A 19543-nucleotide genomic window follows, 5' to 3' on the forward strand; every position below is an offset into this window, starting at 1 on the left:
ATTAAAAGTCTTCTAAAGCTTCAAAAACATCTTTTTCAATATCTGAAAGTTTCATGATTCAATTTAATTTATCATCTGCTGAGCTAATTAATTTTGGATCAGTTTTGGCAGCTTCGTTTCATTCAACAACCTTAGCATCTAGTGGCATTTTCAATGTTAAGACTGCTTTAGATGCTTCAAGTGATGCAAATTCATCATTTGCTTTTAATTCTGCTTTATCAGTGTTTTTGAATTGTAAAAATCCAATTGTACCGATATCATCTTGCATTTCAGGAGTCATTCTTAAGTAATATAAATTTGATTCTACTTTTTCAATAATTAGATATTTTGCTATTTTTTTCATCTTTTCTCCGTTTCTTTATAAAAATCTGCAACATATTTTAATGCTAATTTTCTATCTTGTTGTTTCGACATAGTTGGTAAAAGTAACAAGTGATTTGCATTAATTTTTTTGCAAAATTGATCTAGGCCTTTAACATCAGCAACTGAGTTAATTACAAATATATTTCTATAAAATCTTTGAAAATCAGTATCATTGACGTATTTTTCTTCGTTTAAATCAGCAAACTCAGGATAGTATTCGAATTCGTTTCAATTGTTAGAGCCTTTTCTAAAAGCGGCAAGAGTTTTTCTGTTTTGCTCGGCTTCAATTTCGTTAGAACCGCTAACAACATTCACACAAACTCCGATATTAGTAGGCTTTGTTCCTCATTTTTTTTCGTAAGTTTTTATATATGCATCAATAACAATTTGAGAATATATTATTGATGGATTTAAGAATCAGCCGTAAATAATGTCAAATTTATTTTCAGCAGCAAAAATTGCACTTTGTTCTGAGGTAATTAACAATACAGGTGTAGTCGCTTTGTCATTTTTCGGATTTACTTTAATAGTTTCATTGTTTTTGTTATTGAGAAAATGGACTACTTTTTCAATCTTTTTATTGTAACTTTCACTATTTTGTGAGTTAAACAATGTTTGAACCTCGTCAGTGCCCGGATTGCTACCAAAACCAAAAATAAATCGGTTAGGGTTTAGTATATTCAATGTGTTAATTTGCTCAGCAATTGAATATGGCTGATAATTTTTTAACATTATTCCCCCACAACCGATTTTGATTTTGCTAGTGTGATTGGCCAAATGATTTAGAAGTATAAGTGGATAAGAAATAATCAATGCATTAACATTGTGTTGCTCACTAACTCAAAAAGAATCATAATTTAATTCTTCAGCGTATTTGCACAAATCAATAATTTCTTGATATGTTTTTTTATAGTTTTTTTCTTTGGTTAATAACCCATGTTCTAATACACCTAACTTCATAATATGAATTATAAACCTCACGGGAAAATATGAAAAAAAACACTATTTAATTATTTAAAAATAGTGTTTTTAGGAATATTTATTTCAATAAAAATGCAAAGTATTCTTTTGCTCGCTTAAAGTCATCATCATTGCTTTCTTGTTGCGAATTTATAAAGAAAGGACGTAGGAATGAATGAACAATTATTTGACACTCATGTTTAGATAATGATGTTCATTGAAAGTCTATCATTTCAATTTGACGCTTGTTATCATTTGTTATAAGTAGTAAAGCATAATATGATGTGTCTTCAATAATTATATTGACGCTATAGACTCCTGGACGCATAGGAACTAAATCTTGATCAAATTCAATATTTAGGACATCGCTTTGCTTATAAACTCGAGCATTAAAACCGTATTTGTAAAGGTTTAATAAATTCACTAAATCAATATCGCCAGCAATTAATGCCTCTTTTATAAATGAAGTAGAAACTTTTTGTTCATTATTCAATTTCATAATATCAATTGAATGAATTTTATTTTTAAATCTCGCTTTTAGAGTTTTAACATCGCCGCTACCATTAATTCCGTATTTAAAATCCGCTCCGATAACAATATCAAAATCGTCTTGTTTATCAATGATTAAATCTATAAAATCATCTGGACTTAAACCACGAATAAGCTTATAGTCTAATTTCAATGCGTGTTTAAACCCAAGATGAGCAAATGAATTCAATCTAAACATGTGGTCAGTAAATTTCTTGCCGGCATTTTTAGGCATTTGTTCAACATCGCTAAAATAAACAATAACTATATCACGAGGATTGTTTATGTCTGAATTAATTTCTTTTGCTTTTTCATACAATAAATTATGACCTGCATGAAATGACTCAAAAGAACCAATCATAAAGATTGGTTTATTGAGTTTAGGTAAATTTTTTAAGTTATATATATATAAAGACATAGATATATTATAAATTAATTAATTAGTTCTAATTCTTTTAATTTTAAATATGCACCATCAACTTTTACACTTTTAGCAATATCATTTGCTAATTTTTTCAATGATTCATCAGCTTCTTCCATAACAACACCTCAAGCAGCATTTGAAACCATTTCAACATCGTTTGAACTGTCTCCAAAAGCAATAACATTGTGTGTATTACTCAACTTTAAATGATTTGCTAATCAGTCAATAGTGTGTGATTTAGTAACACCTTTTGGGCAAATAAACAAACCACGATGTCATGTTGAATTAATTTCAACATCTAGATTATTTTCTTCAATAATTGCTTTAATCTCTTTAACGACAATGTCGGTTTCTTCTTGATTATTTGTTTGAATTGTGATTATATGTAAGTGTTCTTTGTCGATAGCTTCAAAGTCCATAGGACGCATTTTAGCGTGGTGTGGTCTCAAAAATCAAGTATCTAAGTTCATGCCAGGTGTGTGATAACATCAATCTAAATCAGTAATAGTTAGTCCCCTTGACTGAGGAATTGTTTTTAAAGCCTCGTAAATTATACGTAGATCATGCAATGATATTGTTCTTTCGTAAATTATTGTTTCTTTTTTAAGATCGTAAACAAACATACCATTAGCACCAATAAAATAGTCTAAGTCGGGTGTTTTATTCATTAATTCTCCGATGGTAATGAACTCTCTGGCGGTGGCCAAAACGCTGTAAATACCACTATTTTTTAATGCCTTAAACATTTTTGTCACATTATCGCTAAATTCTAGTTGTTCATATGGCAATAAAGTTCCATCAATATCAAATGCAGCCAATTTAATGTTAGCTTTTAGTTTGGTTTTAGTCATCTTAACTCCTTACAAACGATTACCGAAAAGTTTTTTTACTTTTAAATAATTGTTTTTGATTTCAACAATGCCTAGAGCCAATTTTGATTGCGATTTATTGTAAAGCACATATTCACCATCATTAGCAATATAAGTAATTATTTTTCCTTTACTTAAATTGTCTAATTGCTCTGAATTTACTTCCAATGAATCAATACTCAAAAAAGGAAGGATATTAATTATAGCAATATAATTTTGATTTGCTAAAATATTTTTCTCAAGACCACTAATTTCAACTCTTTCTAGTTCCGCCATAAATGAATAAGTATTGAAAGCTAAACCTAGATCATTTGCTAATGATCTAATATAGGTTCCATTGCTTACTCTTAATTTAACTTTTAACTGTTGTTTTGCAAAATCAAAGTCAATAAATTCAACATCGCTTACTTCAATTTTTTGTGGCTTTAATTCTACATCAATATTTTTGCGGGCTAAATCATAACTACGCACGCCATTGACTTTTTTAGCACTGAAAACCGGTGGAATTTGTGATGTTTGTTCTTTGAGTCATTGCAGAGCTTTTTCAATGTTTTTTTCAGTAAAAAGATTGCTTGATCTATTCGTTATTTCCCCCTCAGCATCATAGGTAGAAGTGGAGTTGCCAAATTGTATAGTAGTGATGTATGTTTTATGTTTATCTGCGATATAAGGCAGTAACTTTGTGTCTTCGTCAGTAGCAATTAACAACAAACCTGACGCTAGCGGGTCTAAAGTACCACTATGACCACATTTTTTTATTTTTAGTTCGTGTTGAAAATTTTTAATATGTTTAAACGATGATATACCTTTGGGTTTATTTAATAAAAAAAACATTTTTGGTCTCCTTAAAATAATAAATATCGCCGAAGCGATATTGAAAATAATTAAGCAATAAAGTCATTGATGCCCGGGAATGTTTGTTCATCGACACCTGGCAATACTCAATATTTATTTTTGAAACGTTTTTTAATTCCTGCTTGGCGTTTAATTTCAAGTTTATTTCAAATGTACATTGTAACGAACATTGAAGATACTAAGCTAGAAAATGCTCCAAAAATTAATGTAATTGTGAATGAATAATCTATTGGATAAATGAATAAAGCAACAACACCAGCAATAAGTACAACTGCTAAGAACGAGTAAATACTACGTTTCATATTGCTACGAACTGCTCTATTAGCCACTTCGTCTACGCCTTCTTTTTCAACAAAATCAGTATGGAAACTCAATGACATTAATTCTTTAATTTTGCTAATAAGTACAATTTTATCGTTTATTGAAACAATTAGGATTGCAGCAAAAGCGACGATAGTTAATGTATTTAGTTCAATTCTCGTCAATGCAACAAAGGCAATACCTAAAATAATATCGAAAATCAATGCAACTAATACACCAAGTGCGTAGGTTCATTTAAATCTAATTAAGACATAAATAAATATGATTCCTAAAGCTGCTAGAGTAGCGTAAAGAGTTTTTAGCATAAAATCAATTGCTGATTGTGAGTTAAAACCATACGAAAGAATATCGACACCAGCAATAGCTTGAACACCGTTTCTAATAGCACTAATTTGTTCTGGAGTAATTGACTGTGTTGTTTTAATCACAACACTATATGCACTATTTTGTGAGTCTAATGCACTTAGATTTATTACTTCATTGACATCGTTAATACCTAAGCCCACAGCATTATTAATCAAGTAATTTTTAATCTGTGTTGCTTGCTCAATATTGATAGTTGTGTTTAAATCTTGTCTACCTTGAATTGTAATATTAGTTCCGCCCTGAAATTCCAATGCACGATTAAATCCACCAGCAACATTATGGTTAATGTAAGCAAATACACCAAAAACAATTGCGGCAATGAAAACAAAAATCAGGACAGCAACTAAATATCATTTTGAATAAGAAATAAAATCTAATTTAGCAAGTCTGCTTTGATTATTTAAGACTAATTTTTTAGTTCTAATACCTAGTAATTGTGGTTTTTTGGTAAATAATTGAGTATTCACGATCATACTTGCTACAAATCTAGTTAGCAATATAGTAGAGGTGGCAACACCAATAATTGAGAATACCAAACTTATGCTAAATGTTCTAATACCTTGTGCCCCAAAATAAAATAACATAAATGAAATTAGAATAATTACGATATTAGAATCGAAGAGAGTAGGAAGAGTTGAACGCATTGTTGTGGCTAGTGCCTTGCGCATTTTTTCTCCTCGGTATATCTCTTGTTTTAAACGAGAATAAGTAACAACAACTGAATTGAAGAAAATTAATAACCCAATCATAATTGATGCAAGTGATATCGGTGAGTATTCACCCCGAAGAGCTGTAAACATCAACATTGTGATAAATATGTATAGCGACATTGAGATTGTACTTAAAGCACCTAATAGGCCGTAATTAACTATCAACACAACTGCTATTAGAACAAAAATTACTCCAATAGCTATTAATGATAACATGTATGCATCATTGGTTTCGGCCGGACTAATGAAATTACTTGAAACAACTTTTAGGTTGTATTTAGCAATACCGAAATTAATATTTTCAGCAAGTTTTTTTGATGATGAATCAGAAAGTCTTTCACCTCTAGCACTCGAAGGTATACTGAAACTATCGCCTCTAAGTGGTGAACTAACACCGACTTTATTAATTAAATAATTATCAGCGTTTATCGAATATGTTTTTAAAACTCCTGGGTTTTCATTTTGACCGGGGTTTTCATTAACATAAACAAAATTATATGGATTCTTATTTGCTTTTATTCATTCACTAGAAAATTCACTACGTGCAATATTTATTAAATCATCAATATTTAATCATGTTAACAATAAATTTAGACCTGGTTGTTTTTCCGAAAGGTAACGAGTAGCTTTAGTTCATTCAATTTCAGAACTTTTATTGCTTAGTGTAACATCAACAACAAAATTATTATTGTTGCCAAACGAATTAAAGTTTTGACGTGCTCCTTTAATTGGTGGAACGAATGATTTTAGTATTTCTTCATTATTAACGACATCATCTCAAACAATTTTGTTACTATCATTCGGCTCAACAAACACTCCATTTCTGAAAAGTGGTTGGCCTGAAACATCAGTAAAAATTAATGTAGATTTAGTTGTTAGAAGATTTTCAAAAGTTTGACGCTCTTTTACACTCAAATCACCGGTTTTCGATATTTTAAGTTTGTCATCACTCTCTACATCGACTCTAACATCGTTAAAACTGTTACTATCGCCAATTCTATTTTCGATTGAACGTGCAACCTCGCTAGCAGGGGTTTTTGAATCGCCTTCATTTTCAATTGAAACTAAGAACTCTTGACCACCACCATACTTAATAGATTTTTTAACATTCTTCGAAGTATATAGAGTTGTTCCGAGTGCAACTGTTGTAACTGAAGCAGTCACAATGAAAAAAGAAAGAAATCACCTTTTTCAATTGTTAAGGGTGAAAATTTTTTTTCAATTAGTAACAGAAAATATGTTTTTAAAAAATTGCACTATTTTTTTCATAATTATTTAAATTATATATTAAGTATTAATTTTAAATAATTAATAATTCAATTTCAATAAACTAAGATATTCAACGGTATTTTTCAATAAAATTACTGAAAAAAGACTGAATAAATAAAGAAAAGACGTTTATTCTTTGAAAAACGTCTTAATAATATCTATAATTTTTAACTAAATATTCGACACCTTCTTTGGTAATTTTTCTCCCACGTGGACTTTTCTCTATTAAGTGATAGTAAAGTAATAACGGCTCAATATCATATATGATGTTGTCACGTTGAAAATTCAATATTCCAATAAGAGAGTCCAAAGATGCACTTTTCTCATCGAAAGTATCGTTCAATAATTTTAAGTATTCTAGGTGTTCTCTACCTAAACCAAATTCATATAATTCAAGATATTTAAAAGTCTCATTCACGGTTCTAACACTAACCTGATTTTCATTGTTTTTAATTGAAAAATCAATAACTCTTTTCAATAAATGTATTGCGACACGTGGAGTTGCCTTTGAGTGTTTTGATATCAATTCAAGAACATTTTTTTCGGCATGAACTCCTGTGGAGTGATAAACATTTTGAATGATCTTCAATATATCATTGACACTATAAGGATTTAACCTTCCTTGAAAACCAAAGCGATCTTTTAAAGGTTGAGAGAGTAAATTTATTTTAGTTGTTGCTCCTACTAGCGTAAAAGGTTTTAAATTCATTCTCATAACTTTAGAATCACCCTCAGGCCCAATTATAATATCTATTTTGAAATCTTCCATTGCTGAATAAATTAACTCTTCAACATTTTTATTGATACTATGAATTTCATCAATAAATATTATGTCCCCTTCGTTCGCCTGGGCAAAAACACTTAAAATATCCGCTTTCTTTTCGAGCAAAGAACCTTGAAGATAATGAATCTTAACTTGCATTTCCTCAGCTAAAATACCTGCCAATGTAGTTTTTCCGGTCCCTGGCGGGCCGTAAAAAAGTATATGATCTAATATTTCTTTGCGAAATTTTGAACCGCTAATCATCGTTTTTAATGTAGTTATTAATTTTTCCTGACCAACGAAATTCGCAAAATTTTTAGGTCGCAAGATTTGGTTTTTCATTTTTTAATTCTTTTCCGGTCATAACAAACATAGCCTGTTGAATAATTTCTTCGACATCGCTAGATTGCGGAATTTCATTAAGTGCTGAATCAATTTCATTTGTCTTAAATCCTAATGTTTTTAATGTATCACGAGCTTGTTCAAATATGTTTGATTTGTACAAATCTTGAGATGCTTTTTTAGGATTAATCATTTTTGCTCATTTTTCACTTAATTCTGCAATTGCTAGTCTGGCAACTTTAGGATTTAAATACGGTGTTTTTAATAAACCGTCAAAATCAGCTATTGAAAGCATGCTTGCAATTTTTTCTCAACCTTGATTTAGCATATTAAATGCAACTTTAGGCCCTACTCCGCTTAAAGAAATTAAATCAATAAATAATAATCTTTCTTTGAAATCCTTAAATGCGTATGTCGCTTGATAATAATCATTTTTAACATCAAAAAGATACAATTTTAATTTAGTTTTAGCGTTAACTCTTTGATGATCTGGCATTATCAAGCTGTATCCAACACCGCCAGATTCAAAAATTAGGTTTGAATTATTTTTATAAATAACTTCACCTATTCTATATAGAATCATTTTTTCTCCTTATTTAAATTTGTAGTATTTTGAAATATTTTTTAGCGAAACTATAAATAAGTCTAGCTGTAACAAAAAAGACATAATTTTTTTATCCATATTCTCCCCTTCTTTTTTCTTACACTTTAATGCTAATGGATTAAAATCGCTTTTTTTAATAACTTTTTACTTTGTTGAATTTTGTGAATAAGTTTGATTTTTATCTCAAAAACTACCTGTATTGTTGATTTATTACCTAATTATTGATTTTTTAACAATATTTTTATTGTGGAAAAGATCCGGTATTTAAAAAAAGTAAAATAAAAAACTGCCAATTAAGCAGTTTTGGTGTATTTAAACAAATGGTGCGCAAGGAGGGACTCGAACCCTCACGCCGTAAAGCACTAGAGCCTAAATCTAGCGTGTCTGCCAATTTCACCACTCGCGCATAATGGTGCCGGCTATAGGACTCGAACCTACGACCTACTGATTACAAGTCAGTTGCTCTACCAACTGAGCTAAGCCGGCATATATAATTGCTTGATAATTATATAATAAAATTTTAATTTTTTAAAAAAATAATTTAATTTTTTATTAATAAATTTTTGTTGCTTTTTCTAATCACAAATTTGGCTATTTTTGATTAACTTAAAATGTCTAACAATGGATTGTTAAGAAAAAATAAAAACTAGCCAGGCTAGTTCGATGTAGTTAAACAAATGGTGGAGAATAAGGGGCTCGAACCCATGACCTACGCCTTGTAAGGGCGCCGCTCTCCCAACTGAGCTAATTCTCCAAAATGGCAGTCTGTACGGGGATCGAACCCGTGAATGCATGGATGAAAACCATGTGTGTTAACCGCTTCACCAACAGACCATAATGGCGCCGATTGCGGGGATCGAACCTGCGACCAACTGGTTAACAGCCAGCTGCTCTACCGCTGAGCTAAATCGGCATTGCGAAATATGCTCCATTATTATATAATGATTTATAAAATAAAGAAATATTTTTTATTTTATTTTTTCATATTTCGCTTTTTTTAAATAGGTATAACCTACTCGGTGATTTACAAATGGAGGAAACGAGGGGAATCGAACCCCCATTACTAGCATGGCAAGCTAGAATTTTGCCATTAAATTACGTTTCCATTTGCAATAAAATAATATTACATTTTTTAAAAAATCAAAATATTTTTTTATTTTTTTATCTTCTATATTTAATATTTGTTTTTAAAAAAAAGAAAATAAAAAAAATCCTAATGGATTTTGGTGCTTTTAAACAAATGGCGCGCCCGGCAGGAGTCGAACCCACAACCCCTTGGGCCGTAACCAAGTACTCTGTCCAGTTGAGCTACGGGCGCATATGGAGGCACCAACCGGATTCGAACCGGCGATCAAAGTTTTGCAGACTAATGCCTTACCGCTTGGCTATGGTGCCGCAAGCGAAAACATTATACAACATTATTTGATTAGTGCTAATTAATTATACATATTTTATGAATTTTGATAAACAATTATTTTCAATAAAAATCTAATAATTTATCTTTATTTTTATTATTTAATAAAACATCAATAATACTTTTTAAAAAAGGTATGTCTAAGTCGGCTAACAATTCCTGCATATTATTTAATATAACGGCTGTATTATAACCTTCGACAGTTTTCTTATTTAATTTTAATGATTCAGAAACACCGTGTTCACCGACACTTAGGCCAAAACTGTAATTTCTGCTCGTGGTGTTTAAACAAGTTAAGACAATATCGCCAACGGCAGCTAATTCATAACCGGTAGTGTCTTTAGTTTGGGGGAACATTTTTTTAGCAACCGAATGAATTTCCATTAAACCTTGCGAAATTAATGCTGGAGCTAGATTTTTAGGAGCATGCATATAAGAAGCAATACCTATACCTATTGCTAAGACATTTTTTAGGGCTGAAAATACTTCACTTCCTTGTTCATCGGTATTAATTTTTAATTTAAAGGTGTCGTTATTGAATAATTCTTCGATTTCATGTAAAAAATCAACGTTAGTACCAACGACATTAATCATTGTTAAATGATTCTGAAAAACCTCAGTAGCAAATGATGGTCCTATTAAAGATGCAACATTGTTTAAATTATTGCCAAATTCATCCCTAATTAAATTGGAAATAAATTTTTTTGAATTAAAATCAATTCCCTTTGAAACATTAATAACATCCACTTTGCGATCACCCAATATTTGCTTAATTTTTAAAACAACCGTTGCAATAGCCGGAGTAGGAATAGCTAAAATAATCAAGTCACTATCTTTTAAAGCATAGTTTAAATCATCGGTTGCTATTATATTTTGTGGATTATTGAACTTAAGATTGCCAAAATATTTTGTATTGAAACCACGGTTAATGTCTTCAATTTCCGAATTATCAATACCTCACATTATAAATTTGTGGTTATTTTTGCTCAAAACAGTGGCTAAACCAGAAGCCCATGCGCCTGTCCCAATAAAAGTAATTTTTCTCATTCGCCCCCCCTTATTTGATAATTTTAAACTATTTAATTAATTTTTTTATTATATGTTCAGTCGAATTTAAATATTTTGTAGATTTTATAAGCCTTTATTGCTGCCGTTTTGTCGTCTTTTTTAATTAATTTAATGGTTTTGATAAAAGCGATCAAAGCGAACAAGAGTGTAAATGAATAAACGTAAACAGCAACTAATGCTATGGTTATCGTTGCTAGGATTGAAATATTAACGGTTTTGGAATAACCGAATGAGTTAATAAAAAAATATATCGCTGCAACACCAATAAATAGAAGCAATGAAACTAGAAATCAAAACTCAACCATTTTCTTTTTGGCTTTAATTTCTCCGTCAACAATTTCAGGAGTTTCTTTTGTTTTCTTAACCTCATCGGCAAAGTCAAATTCTAATAACGTCATTATTTCTCCAATTCTCTGTAAAGTTTCACGATTTCTTCAACACTCAACTCTTGAATACGTGTCAATTCTTTTAATCCCAAAATTTTGTATACAGCATTAATTTTGTCAATTGAATATTTAGTTTTTAGTGATCAAGATAACTTTTTGCGACGTGAATAAAAACATAATTTAAAAAAATTCATTAAATCATTAAAATCGCTGTCAATATTTTGTTTAAATTTGATTGAAATTATTGAAGAATCAACCTTTGGCACAGGTGTGAATAATTGTTTATCAACAAATAATTCTTTTTTTACGTCGGCAATATATTGCAATGTTACAGACAATTTTGAATATTGAGGAGTATTAATTTTTGCAACGATTCTTTCTGCAACTTCGTCTTGCACCATTAATACCGCTCTATTAAATAAATGTCTATTTTCAATAATCTTAAAAATTATTTCACTCGTGATGTAATAAGGTATATTTCCAACAACCTCGAAGTTGTTGAATTTTTCGAGATTAGCTTGCAAAAAGTCGCCTTTTACAATTTGGTCATCTTTAACAATATTTTTTGTAGTTAAAAAACTAATCATGTCAACGTCGATTTCGAATGTGACAAGTTCATTTGCTTGTTTAACTAAATGTTGTGTTAAAGCTCCCATACCAGGACCTATCTCGATAATTTTTTTATCTTGTGGATCAATAATTTCAATGATTTTGTCAATAATTTTATTGTCATTTAAGAAATTTTGACCATATTTCTTTTTTGCATTGATTTGCTTATTTTTTTGCATTTATATTAAATAACTCCTTGGCGTTTCGATAAACTTGCTTTACAAATTTTTCTGGTGGCATTTTTTTGATACCAGCGATAAATGTAGTTATATAAACTACGTTTTCTGATACATTTCGTTCTCCTCTTTTGTGAGCAGGAGAAAGATATGGCGCATCAGTTTCAGTCAATATTCTTTCAACTGGCAATCAATCAATAACTTCAATTAAATTAGTTGAAGATTTGTATGTTGCAGTGCCTGAAAAACTAAAATAAGTGTTTAGTTGAGCGAATTTTTTTGCTCAAAATAAATCTCCGCTATAAGTGTGAATCATAAATTTCACATCTTTATATTGTGAAAGAACATCGTACAATATTTCGTATGAATCACGCATGTGAATGACTACTGGTAGTGAATACTTTTGGGCAATCTGAATTTGAGAGTGAAGCGATTCGATTTGAACTTGAGGCGAAACACTTTCTCAGTGAAAATCTAGACCGATTTCACCTATTGCTTTAATGCTTGAATCAATTTGTTTTTCAACCAACTCGCCATCAATTTTGCCCTTTGCATTATTGGGATGTACGCCAATAACTGGATAAGTAAAGGGGTATTTTTGACAAATATTTTTCACTTCTTCATTTTCAGCAATCGAACAACCAGTAACCATCATAATTGAAACGCCATTTTGGTGCGCATTATCAATAATTTGGTCTGTATTGGGGTAATATTCCTTTAAAGGATGCGTGTGAGCATCCACGAATTTCATAGCCATATTTCCTACTTTCCAAGACAAAAGTTTTTAAACATATCATCTAATAATTGTTCATTATCTGCTCTACCTGTTATATCAACCAAATTTTTTCAAGCCTCTGTTATATCAATAATTACTAAATCAGAATAAACACCATTATTGAGTGCATTTATTGCATTTTGTATTGAAATATTAGCTTTTTTTATTAATGATAACTGACGGGCATTACTTACAAATTCTTCATTATCAAGCTCAATGTTTTTAAATTTTTCTACTAGTGCTTTTTGTAACTCTTCTATACTGCCATTTTGTGCACTAATACTTAGTGAGTTGGCCGGGGCTGGTAGAACATCATTTTTATTTCATAAGGTTATGATATTTTTATTGAATTGAGTAGCAATTTCAATAACACGATTATCAAATTCATCATTTTGTTGAGTTGTATCCAAAACATGAATGACAATATCAGCTTTTTTTATTTGGTCAAAACTTTTTTCGATACCAATTTTTTCTGCTTTTGTTGTTGTTTCTCTAATTCCGGCAGTATCAATAAGTTTAAACAGAAAACCTTCATATTGTCAGGTTGCTTCAACTAAGTCACGGGTCGTACCTGCTTCATCAGTAACAATGGCTTTTTCTTCATCTAACAAGCGGTTTAATATCGAACTTTTACCGACATTGGGCTTACCGATTATAGCGACTTTGATACCATCAAAAAGCAATCGTGAATTTTCACTTTGTTTGACTAATTTACTCATTTTTGAGTCAATTTGGATTAATTCGCTCAATAAACCTTTATCTAAAATTTTCTCAACATCATCATACTCAGGATAATCAATATTGACTTCAATACGACCAATCAAATTCATTAATCAATCACGCAAATTATCAATCATTTTAGAAGTCTTACCGTCAAATTTCTTTACAGCAATTTCCGTTTGAATTAAAGATTGTGCGTGTATTAAATCATTAATAGCTTCCGCTTTAACTAGGTCCATTTTACCGTTTAAAAATGCACGACGGCTAAATTCACCTGGCGTAGCCAGTCTAGCACCATTTTGTAAAATTAACTCAAGAATACGATTCGAAATTACAACGCCACCATGGCAATTAATTTCAACAGTATCTTCGCCTGTAAAAGTATTTTTACCAATAAATCACATAACCAAAACTTCATCAATTACTTTGTTATCATTAAAGTTATCGACAATGTATCCATAAGTAATACGGTGATTTGAACCGACTTTGCCATTAAATATTTTTTTAACAATATTGACGCTGTCTTGACCGCTCACTCTAATAATTGATATTGCTTGGTTAATTTTGCCACCAGATGAGATAGCTGCTATAGTATCATTAATCATATTATTTATTTTACCTTAATATTCTTTCCTACAAATTAATATAAAAAAGCAGTTTCCTGCTTTTGGCGTATTTAAACAAATGGAGGGGATGACGGGAATCGAACCCGCATAATCAGCTTGGAAGGCTGGAGTTCTACCATTGAACTACATCCCCATTTATTAATTGCTTTATAATGATAATACATTTTGATATTTTTCAAAGAAAAAAAATATTTTTTGTTATTTTATTTATTTACATCATATTATAATTCGGTTTATGAAAATTGTCAATCTCGTTAATGGTGCCATGCAAATTGTTCTTAGTGCAGCACCGCAAAATTATTCAGTCAATGAATTTAATAAAATTAAGGACGAAATAATTCGAATTTTTAATCAAAAAATAGGCATCAATTCCCAAATCGAAGATAAATTAAACTCAATAAAATATAGTTCAAATAAAAACGATGATATCATGGCGTTAACTTTACAAGTTAAATATGAACTTGAAGATAGATTTCAAGATATCTATTTTGAGCAAAATGATATTCGCATCAGTGAAGAACAAAGAAAAAATGTCAATGTCTTAATTCAACAAATTACGATAATGCCTACTAGTAATTTAGGTCAAAAAATTCAATACATTTTAAATTATTTAGGCGATGAGTGGATAGGCAATAAACAAAATTACACTTATGAAGAATTAAACAAATCATTAGCACGTACAAAATATGTTATAGCAAGAGAAAATCGTCACAAATTTGATGCATATATTGAAAGAATTTATAGAGTTTTTAGCGGATTTTATGTCGATGAATTTTCCAGCGGTGATATTGATTGATATTTAAATTCAACAGATGAATTGAATAATAACCAAATAAAAAACATCTATTTATCTAAAGTAATTTTGCCAAAATTTGAACTACTACATGAAAATAAACAATTAAAAATCGATACACAAGCAAAAGCAACAATATTGAGTAAAATTGATCTTGATAATATTGACTCGTTACAAGTGGCTATTAATGAATTTGCCCAAATTTATCACAACGAATTTATTGACTATGACAACACACGAAATTATACTTTCAATGAAGTTTGAAAAACGAATATACCGTTTGTGTATTTAAACAATAATTCAAATGACTCATTTTTGAGCAATGATTTACTGAACAAAATTAAAAATATGTATATCAATGACTATAACAGTTTTTCAAATTCGCCAATAGATATTTCAAACATTGAACATTGGAACGAATCTTTCGATCAAAACAACATCAAAAAAACAGAATCAGAAAAAAGAATAATGCTCAATATTACAAAGCCATTAATTGAACATTTCAAAAATGATGTTTTAACGAAAATTCGCAATAAATATTCATTAACTAATGAAGAAATGACAGAATTTTATTCTATGTATTCATTGCCCGAAGGCGACAAAATCGACAGGGAAAATTTAATATTAGTTTATGACATTAACAAAGCCGGTCAAATTAAAACACACACAACTTTTCCGATCGTGTCGATTCTGAATTTTAAAAAAATTACACAAAATATATTCAATACAATTGGCAACAAATATATTAATAAACAAAATTATGATCACGATAGTTTGAATTGATATCAATACACAATTGATGATTTATTAGATAATGAATCTTTAGATAATGAAGATAAAAATAAAAATTCAAACACAGATAATTCAATAAATTCACAGAATACTGATACACAAAATAATCAAGAAAGTGATAATCAAAATAGCCAAAACAACAACGGTGATAGTGATAAAAAAAATATAGACAATGATAGCAGTACCATAAAAAATGATGAGTCTAGTGATTCAGACAGTACCATTGCACCAGATGATAACAACAATTCATCACAGGGTAATACTGAGGATTCAACAGGAGAAAACACACAAGATAATCATAATCCCGATTTTAGCGAAGCTGGAAATTCTACTGATAATTCATCGCAAGCAGATATCAAGGACGATACCAATTCAGGTTCGGATAATTATGATAATTCAACACAAGCAGATAACATGGATGATATCAATTCAGGTTCGGGTAATACCGATAATTTAACCCAAGAAGACCCGAAAGATGATACCAATTCAAATTCAAATAATACTGATAACTCTACTGATGTTTCAATTCAAAACGGTATAAACAATCATGAGTCTAATAATAGCGATGAAAATCAAAAAAATGTGAACAATATTAATTCAAAAAATAAGATTGCTTCTAATTCTAAAATTTATATTGTTATAGGTGTTATTTCCTTTCTAATAATTTCATTTACTACAGGTTTGCTTACTTTCTTTAAATATAAAAAGAAAAAATAATTAAAAAAAATATCAAGATTTTTCTTGATATTTTTTAATTAATAAGTTATTTAATTATTTAAATTCTACTGTAGCACCAGCTTCAACAAGTTTAGCTTTTAATTCTTCAGCTTCGTTCATTGAAACATTTTCTTTAACTACTGCTGGAAGTGCTGAAACTAATTTGTTAGCATCCATTAATGCTAATCCTAAAAGTTCTTTAACTACTTTAACGATTGGTAATTTTTTACCGTTGTCTGAAGTAATAACAACATTAACTGATGATTTTTCTTCAGCAGCATCACCTGCAGCAGGTGCAGCAGCAACAGCAACAGCTGAAGGGTCAATTCCGAACTCTTCTTTCATTGCTTCTACTAATTCCATAACTTCTTTAATTGTCATTTCTTTTAAAGCAGAAATGAATGTTTCTTTTTCTAATTTAGCCATTATAATTTTCCTTTCAAAATAATTGTATTTAGTTTATTATTCGCTTTCTTTTTCAGTATATAGTTTTAAAGAAAGAGATAGTTGTTGTAAAGGTGAGATAAGTGAACGAGCAAGTATGCCAAGTGCTTCTTCGTAATTTGGCAATGTAGCAACTTCAGCAACTCCTTTAGCGTCGATAACTTTACCTTCAAAAATACCAGCTTTAAGTACTAATAATTTATTTGTTTTAGCAAATTTACTTAAAACTTTAGCAGCTGATAATTCGTCTTCATTACTGAAAGCGTAAATGTTAGGACCAACTAAGTGGTCTGCTAATTCAACATATCCAGCAGTTTCAAGAGCGTATTTAACAATACGGTTTTTGTAAACTTTTAATTCAACACCAGCGTTTTTAGCTTCAACACGCAATTGTGTTAATTCTTGAACTGTTAATCCACGGTATTCAGCAACAATTAATGATTTAGCATCTGTAATTTTTTGAGAAATTTCTTTTGCTAATTCTTTTTTCATCAATTTAAATTTTGATTCTTTTGCATTCATGGAGTTTTCTCCTTTCTTTTATTATTATGCAATACTATTATTTAGAGACAAGTTTGAATATACATTCGGTAACAAATTAAGATAAAACAGTTACTGTCTTTATGTATTGCTTAGCAATTATATACATTTTTTTATTTATTAATAATAAAATATTAAAATATTAAATGACCCAGCAAAAATAAATTTTGGTAATTGATAAAAATTATAAAATTAATACAAAACGAGGTAAAAATGAAAAAAACATTCACAGTACCACATGGTTTTTCAATTAATCATGTTGCTGAATTTATTCTAAACAATTTAACAAAATCAAAAATAATTATGCTTAACGGTGATCTGGGAGCTGGTAAAACCGCTTTGGTAAAAGAATTAGCAAAATTAATTGGAATTGAAGACAAAATAACATCGCCAACATTTAATTACATGAAAGATTATCCGGGTTTAATCCATATTGATGCATATCATTTAAACGATGATTTAAGCGAATTTGAAGACTATTACCAAGACAATTTAATCGCAATTGAATGGTCAGACAATATAACTCATTCATATAAAAACTATTTGGATGTAAGAATTAGTCTAGACAAGGAAAATAATCATATTTTTGTCATAAGTGAGGTGAAATAATGAAAATGTTTATTGACACAACTGGCGATAGTTTTGTTCTTGGGCTCTTTGACGACAATAATTATTGTATTGATTCTATACTAATCGAAAATGTTCCTAAAAAAGTTGATCTATTGACTAGTAGTACTGAAAAAATATTGAAAAATAACAATATTGATATTAATCAAATTAGCGATTTTTACCTTAACCTTGGTCCAGGATATTTTACAGGAGTAAGAATTTCATTAGTTTATGTTAGAACAATTGCTCTAATTACTGGTGCCAACATACACACAACAAGCTCAATGCAATTATTGCAAAAACAATTGCCTACAAAACCTGAATTTATAATTAATGCCTCTGGTTCAAAAGTCTATTTATATAAAAATATAAATAAAACATTTGACCCTAAAAATATTGAAATTTTAGACAACGATGAATTGAATTTTGATGTTATTAATTACACTGATATTATCAATAATTTCAATAAATATATTGAATTATTTACCGAAAATGATAATTTAATTGATATTGAACCTTACTACATCAAAAAACCACAAATTGGAGGCAAATAATGCGTATTCTAGGTATTGAAACAAGTCATGATGATACTTCTATAGCGCTTTTAGAAAATGGCAAAGTTTTAGAAATGAAAACGATTAGCCAAATAGATATTTTTAAAGAATTTGGCGGTACTATTCCAGAGATAAGTTCGAGAATGCATGTTAAAAACATAAACATAATTCAATCATTTTTTCAAAAAAAATATGATTTGCAGTCTATCGACTACATCGCCTATACACAAAAACCAGGCTTAATTGGCACATTGCAAATTGGGTATTTATTCGCAAGTGCATTGGCTTTATCATTAAGCAAAAAATTAATTCCAATCAATCATTTAGAAGGACATTTTTACTCAAACGCTATTGAACAAAACATAGAATATCCTGCACTATGTTTATTAGTTTCGGGCGGACACACACAATTAATGTATGTTAAAAATCCTTTTGATATACAAGTGATTGGCGAAACATTAGATGACGCTGTTGGAGAAGCTTTTGATAAAGTTAGTTCAAAATTAGGTTTGGGTTTTCCAGGAGGACCTATAATTGACAAAATTTATCAATCTTATCGTGGAGAATATATTAAATTTACAAAACCGCATACAGCAAATAAATATGATTTTAGTTTTAGTGGACTAAAATCTCAAATTTTAAACTACTATAATACACATACAATGCGTGGCGAAACAATTGACAAGGAAAAACTTGCGGCTAGTTTCGAGCATACAGCAATTGAATATCTAATTTCCAAAACCAAAATTGCTTTAGATAATTTTGAAGTAAACTCATTAGTTTTAGCCGGTGGTGTGAGTGCAAACACAAAATTAAGAAGCGAATTTCTAAAATTAAGCGAAAAAGCAATTGTACCAAATTTAAAATATGCTACTGATAATGGAGCAATGATTGCAATGTGTGCGTATGAACAAATTAAATTTAAAAAGAATAATTCATAACAGTA

At 29.8% G+C, this 19543-nt stretch carries 19 protein-coding genes and 9 tRNA genes; 4 read left to right on the forward strand and 24 right to left on the reverse strand.

Translation table 4 applies throughout. From position 1 onward, the window contains the following. Nucleotide 1: 1 nt before the first annotated feature. The 22 genes from NXS15_RS02210 to NXS15_RS02315 form a co-directional block, all read right to left on the reverse strand. On the reverse strand, nt 2–343 hold the full coding sequence (locus NXS15_RS02210; protein WP_259290240.1) for a glycine cleavage system protein H: 342 nt from the start codon (nt 341–343) through the stop codon (nt 2–4). After that, complete coding sequence (locus tag NXS15_RS02215; RefSeq protein ID WP_259290241.1) at nt 331–1323, reverse strand: MsnO8 family LLM class oxidoreductase; 993 nt, start codon at nt 1321–1323, stop codon at nt 331–333. Before NXS15_RS02215 ends, NXS15_RS02210 begins: the two co-directional genes overlap by 13 nt. A gap of 79 nt (nt 1324–1402) precedes the next feature. After that, nucleotides 1403–2269 (reverse strand): FAD synthase, encoded by an 867-nt coding sequence (locus NXS15_RS02220; RefSeq protein ID WP_259290242.1) that lies wholly within the window; start codon nt 2267–2269, stop codon nt 1403–1405. 14 nt (nt 2270–2283) lie between these two features. After that, on the reverse strand, nt 2284–3126 hold the full coding sequence (locus tag NXS15_RS02225) for a YcsE-related riboflavin metabolism phosphatase (protein WP_259290243.1): 843 nt from the start codon (nt 3124–3126) through the stop codon (nt 2284–2286). A 9-nt stretch (nt 3127–3135) separates the two neighbouring features. Next, nucleotides 3136–3978, reverse strand: coding sequence for a tRNA pseudouridine(55) synthase TruB (gene truB / locus NXS15_RS02230; RefSeq protein WP_259290244.1), 843 nt, complete (start codon nt 3976–3978; stop codon nt 3136–3138). Nucleotides 3979–4028: 50 nt separating this feature from the next. Beyond that, nucleotides 4029–6665, reverse strand: a complete 2637-nt coding sequence (gene secDF, locus NXS15_RS02235) for a protein translocase subunit SecDF (protein WP_396888598.1) — start codon at nt 6663–6665, stop codon at nt 4029–4031. Between the two features lie 148 nt (nt 6666–6813). Then, nucleotides 6814–7770: a Holliday junction branch migration DNA helicase RuvB gene (gene ruvB, locus NXS15_RS02240; protein WP_259290246.1), complete on the reverse strand. Its 957-nt coding sequence runs from the start codon at nt 7768–7770 to the stop codon at nt 6814–6816. Continuing rightward, nucleotides 7745–8353, reverse strand: coding sequence for a Holliday junction branch migration protein RuvA (gene ruvA / locus NXS15_RS02245; protein WP_259290247.1), 609 nt, complete (start codon nt 8351–8353; stop codon nt 7745–7747). The genes ruvB and ruvA overlap by 26 nt, the downstream gene beginning before the upstream one ends. A gap of 342 nt (nt 8354–8695) precedes the next feature. After that, a tRNA-Leu gene (locus tag NXS15_RS02250) sits at nt 8696–8780 on the reverse strand. 4 nt (nt 8781–8784) lie between these two features. Next, nucleotides 8785–8860: transfer RNA gene (locus tag NXS15_RS02255), tRNA-Thr, on the reverse strand. A 192-nt stretch (nt 8861–9052) separates the two neighbouring features. After that, a tRNA-Val gene (locus tag NXS15_RS02260) sits at nt 9053–9128 on the reverse strand. Between the two features lie 4 nt (nt 9129–9132). After that, nucleotides 9133–9208: transfer RNA gene (locus NXS15_RS02265), tRNA-Glu, on the reverse strand. A 4-nt stretch (nt 9209–9212) separates the two neighbouring features. After that, nucleotides 9213–9287: transfer RNA gene (locus NXS15_RS02270), tRNA-Asn, on the reverse strand. A 118-nt stretch (nt 9288–9405) separates the two neighbouring features. Then, a tRNA-Gly gene (locus NXS15_RS02275) sits at nt 9406–9479 on the reverse strand. 136 nt (nt 9480–9615) lie between these two features. Next, nucleotides 9616–9692: transfer RNA gene (locus NXS15_RS02280), tRNA-Arg, on the reverse strand. Nucleotides 9693–9695: 3 nt separating this feature from the next. Further along, nucleotides 9696–9769 (reverse strand) — tRNA-Cys (locus NXS15_RS02285). A gap of 76 nt (nt 9770–9845) precedes the next feature. Continuing rightward, on the reverse strand, nt 9846–10835 hold the full coding sequence (locus tag NXS15_RS02290) for an NAD(P)H-dependent glycerol-3-phosphate dehydrogenase (protein ID WP_259290248.1): 990 nt from the start codon (nt 10833–10835) through the stop codon (nt 9846–9848). A 32-nt stretch (nt 10836–10867) separates the two neighbouring features. Beyond that, on the reverse strand, nt 10868–11254 hold the full coding sequence (locus NXS15_RS02295) for a hypothetical protein (protein WP_259290249.1): 387 nt from the start codon (nt 11252–11254) through the stop codon (nt 10868–10870). Further along, the gene (gene rsmA / locus NXS15_RS02300; protein WP_259290250.1) at nt 11254–12030 is read right to left on the reverse strand and encodes a 16S rRNA (adenine(1518)-N(6)/adenine(1519)-N(6))-dimethyltransferase RsmA; all 777 of its coding nucleotides are present in this window, start codon (nt 12028–12030) and stop codon (nt 11254–11256) included. The genes NXS15_RS02295 and rsmA overlap by 1 nt, the downstream gene beginning before the upstream one ends. Then, nucleotides 12017–12784, reverse strand: coding sequence for a TatD family hydrolase (locus tag NXS15_RS02305; RefSeq protein ID WP_259290251.1), 768 nt, complete (start codon nt 12782–12784; stop codon nt 12017–12019). The genes rsmA and NXS15_RS02305 overlap by 14 nt, the downstream gene beginning before the upstream one ends. Before the next feature lie 5 nt (nt 12785–12789). Further along, nucleotides 12790–14127 (reverse strand): tRNA uridine-5-carboxymethylaminomethyl(34) synthesis GTPase MnmE, encoded by a 1338-nt coding sequence (mnmE, locus tag NXS15_RS02310; RefSeq protein ID WP_259290252.1) that lies wholly within the window; start codon nt 14125–14127, stop codon nt 12790–12792. 80 nt (nt 14128–14207) lie between these two features. After that, nucleotides 14208–14281 (reverse strand) — tRNA-Gly (locus NXS15_RS02315). 102 nt (nt 14282–14383) lie between these two features. On the opposite strand from NXS15_RS02315, the gene NXS15_RS02320 reads away from it, so the two are divergent. Then, nucleotides 14384–16450 (forward strand): hypothetical protein, encoded by a 2067-nt coding sequence (locus NXS15_RS02320; RefSeq protein ID WP_259290253.1) that lies wholly within the window; start codon nt 14384–14386, stop codon nt 16448–16450. Between the two features lie 54 nt (nt 16451–16504). Here the strand turns inward: NXS15_RS02320 and rplL are convergent, their stop codons facing one another. Then, nucleotides 16505–16876, reverse strand: a complete 372-nt coding sequence (gene rplL, locus NXS15_RS02325; protein ID WP_259290254.1) for a 50S ribosomal protein L7/L12 — start codon at nt 16874–16876, stop codon at nt 16505–16507. Between the two features lie 36 nt (nt 16877–16912). Further along, nucleotides 16913–17416, reverse strand: a complete 504-nt coding sequence (gene rplJ, locus NXS15_RS02330) for a 50S ribosomal protein L10 (protein WP_259290255.1) — start codon at nt 17414–17416, stop codon at nt 16913–16915. A gap of 231 nt (nt 17417–17647) precedes the next feature. Here rplJ and tsaE point away from each other — a divergent pair, with 231 nt between their 5' ends. The 3 genes from tsaE to tsaD are packed head-to-tail and all read left to right on the forward strand — an operon-like array spanning nt 17648 to nt 19538. Then, a complete protein-coding gene (tsaE, locus tag NXS15_RS02335) occupies nt 17648–18043 on the forward strand; it encodes a tRNA (adenosine(37)-N6)-threonylcarbamoyltransferase complex ATPase subunit type 1 TsaE (RefSeq protein ID WP_259290256.1) in 396 nt (131 codons plus the stop codon). Beyond that, entirely contained in the window at nt 18043–18597 is a 555-nt protein-coding gene (gene tsaB, locus NXS15_RS02340; RefSeq protein WP_259290257.1) for a tRNA (adenosine(37)-N6)-threonylcarbamoyltransferase complex dimerization subunit type 1 TsaB, read from the forward strand. The genes tsaE and tsaB overlap by 1 nt, the downstream gene beginning before the upstream one ends. Further along, nucleotides 18597–19538, forward strand: a complete 942-nt coding sequence (tsaD, locus tag NXS15_RS02345; RefSeq protein WP_259290258.1) for a tRNA (adenosine(37)-N6)-threonylcarbamoyltransferase complex transferase subunit TsaD — start codon at nt 18597–18599, stop codon at nt 19536–19538. Before tsaB ends, tsaD begins: the two co-directional genes overlap by 1 nt. Nucleotides 19539–19543: the final 5 nt, after the last annotated feature.

Source organism: Mycoplasma sp. CSL7475-4 (assembly GCF_024834065.1).
In the GTDB taxonomy this organism is placed as follows: domain Bacteria; phylum Bacillota_I; class Bacilli_A; order Mycoplasmatales; family Metamycoplasmataceae; genus Mycoplasmopsis.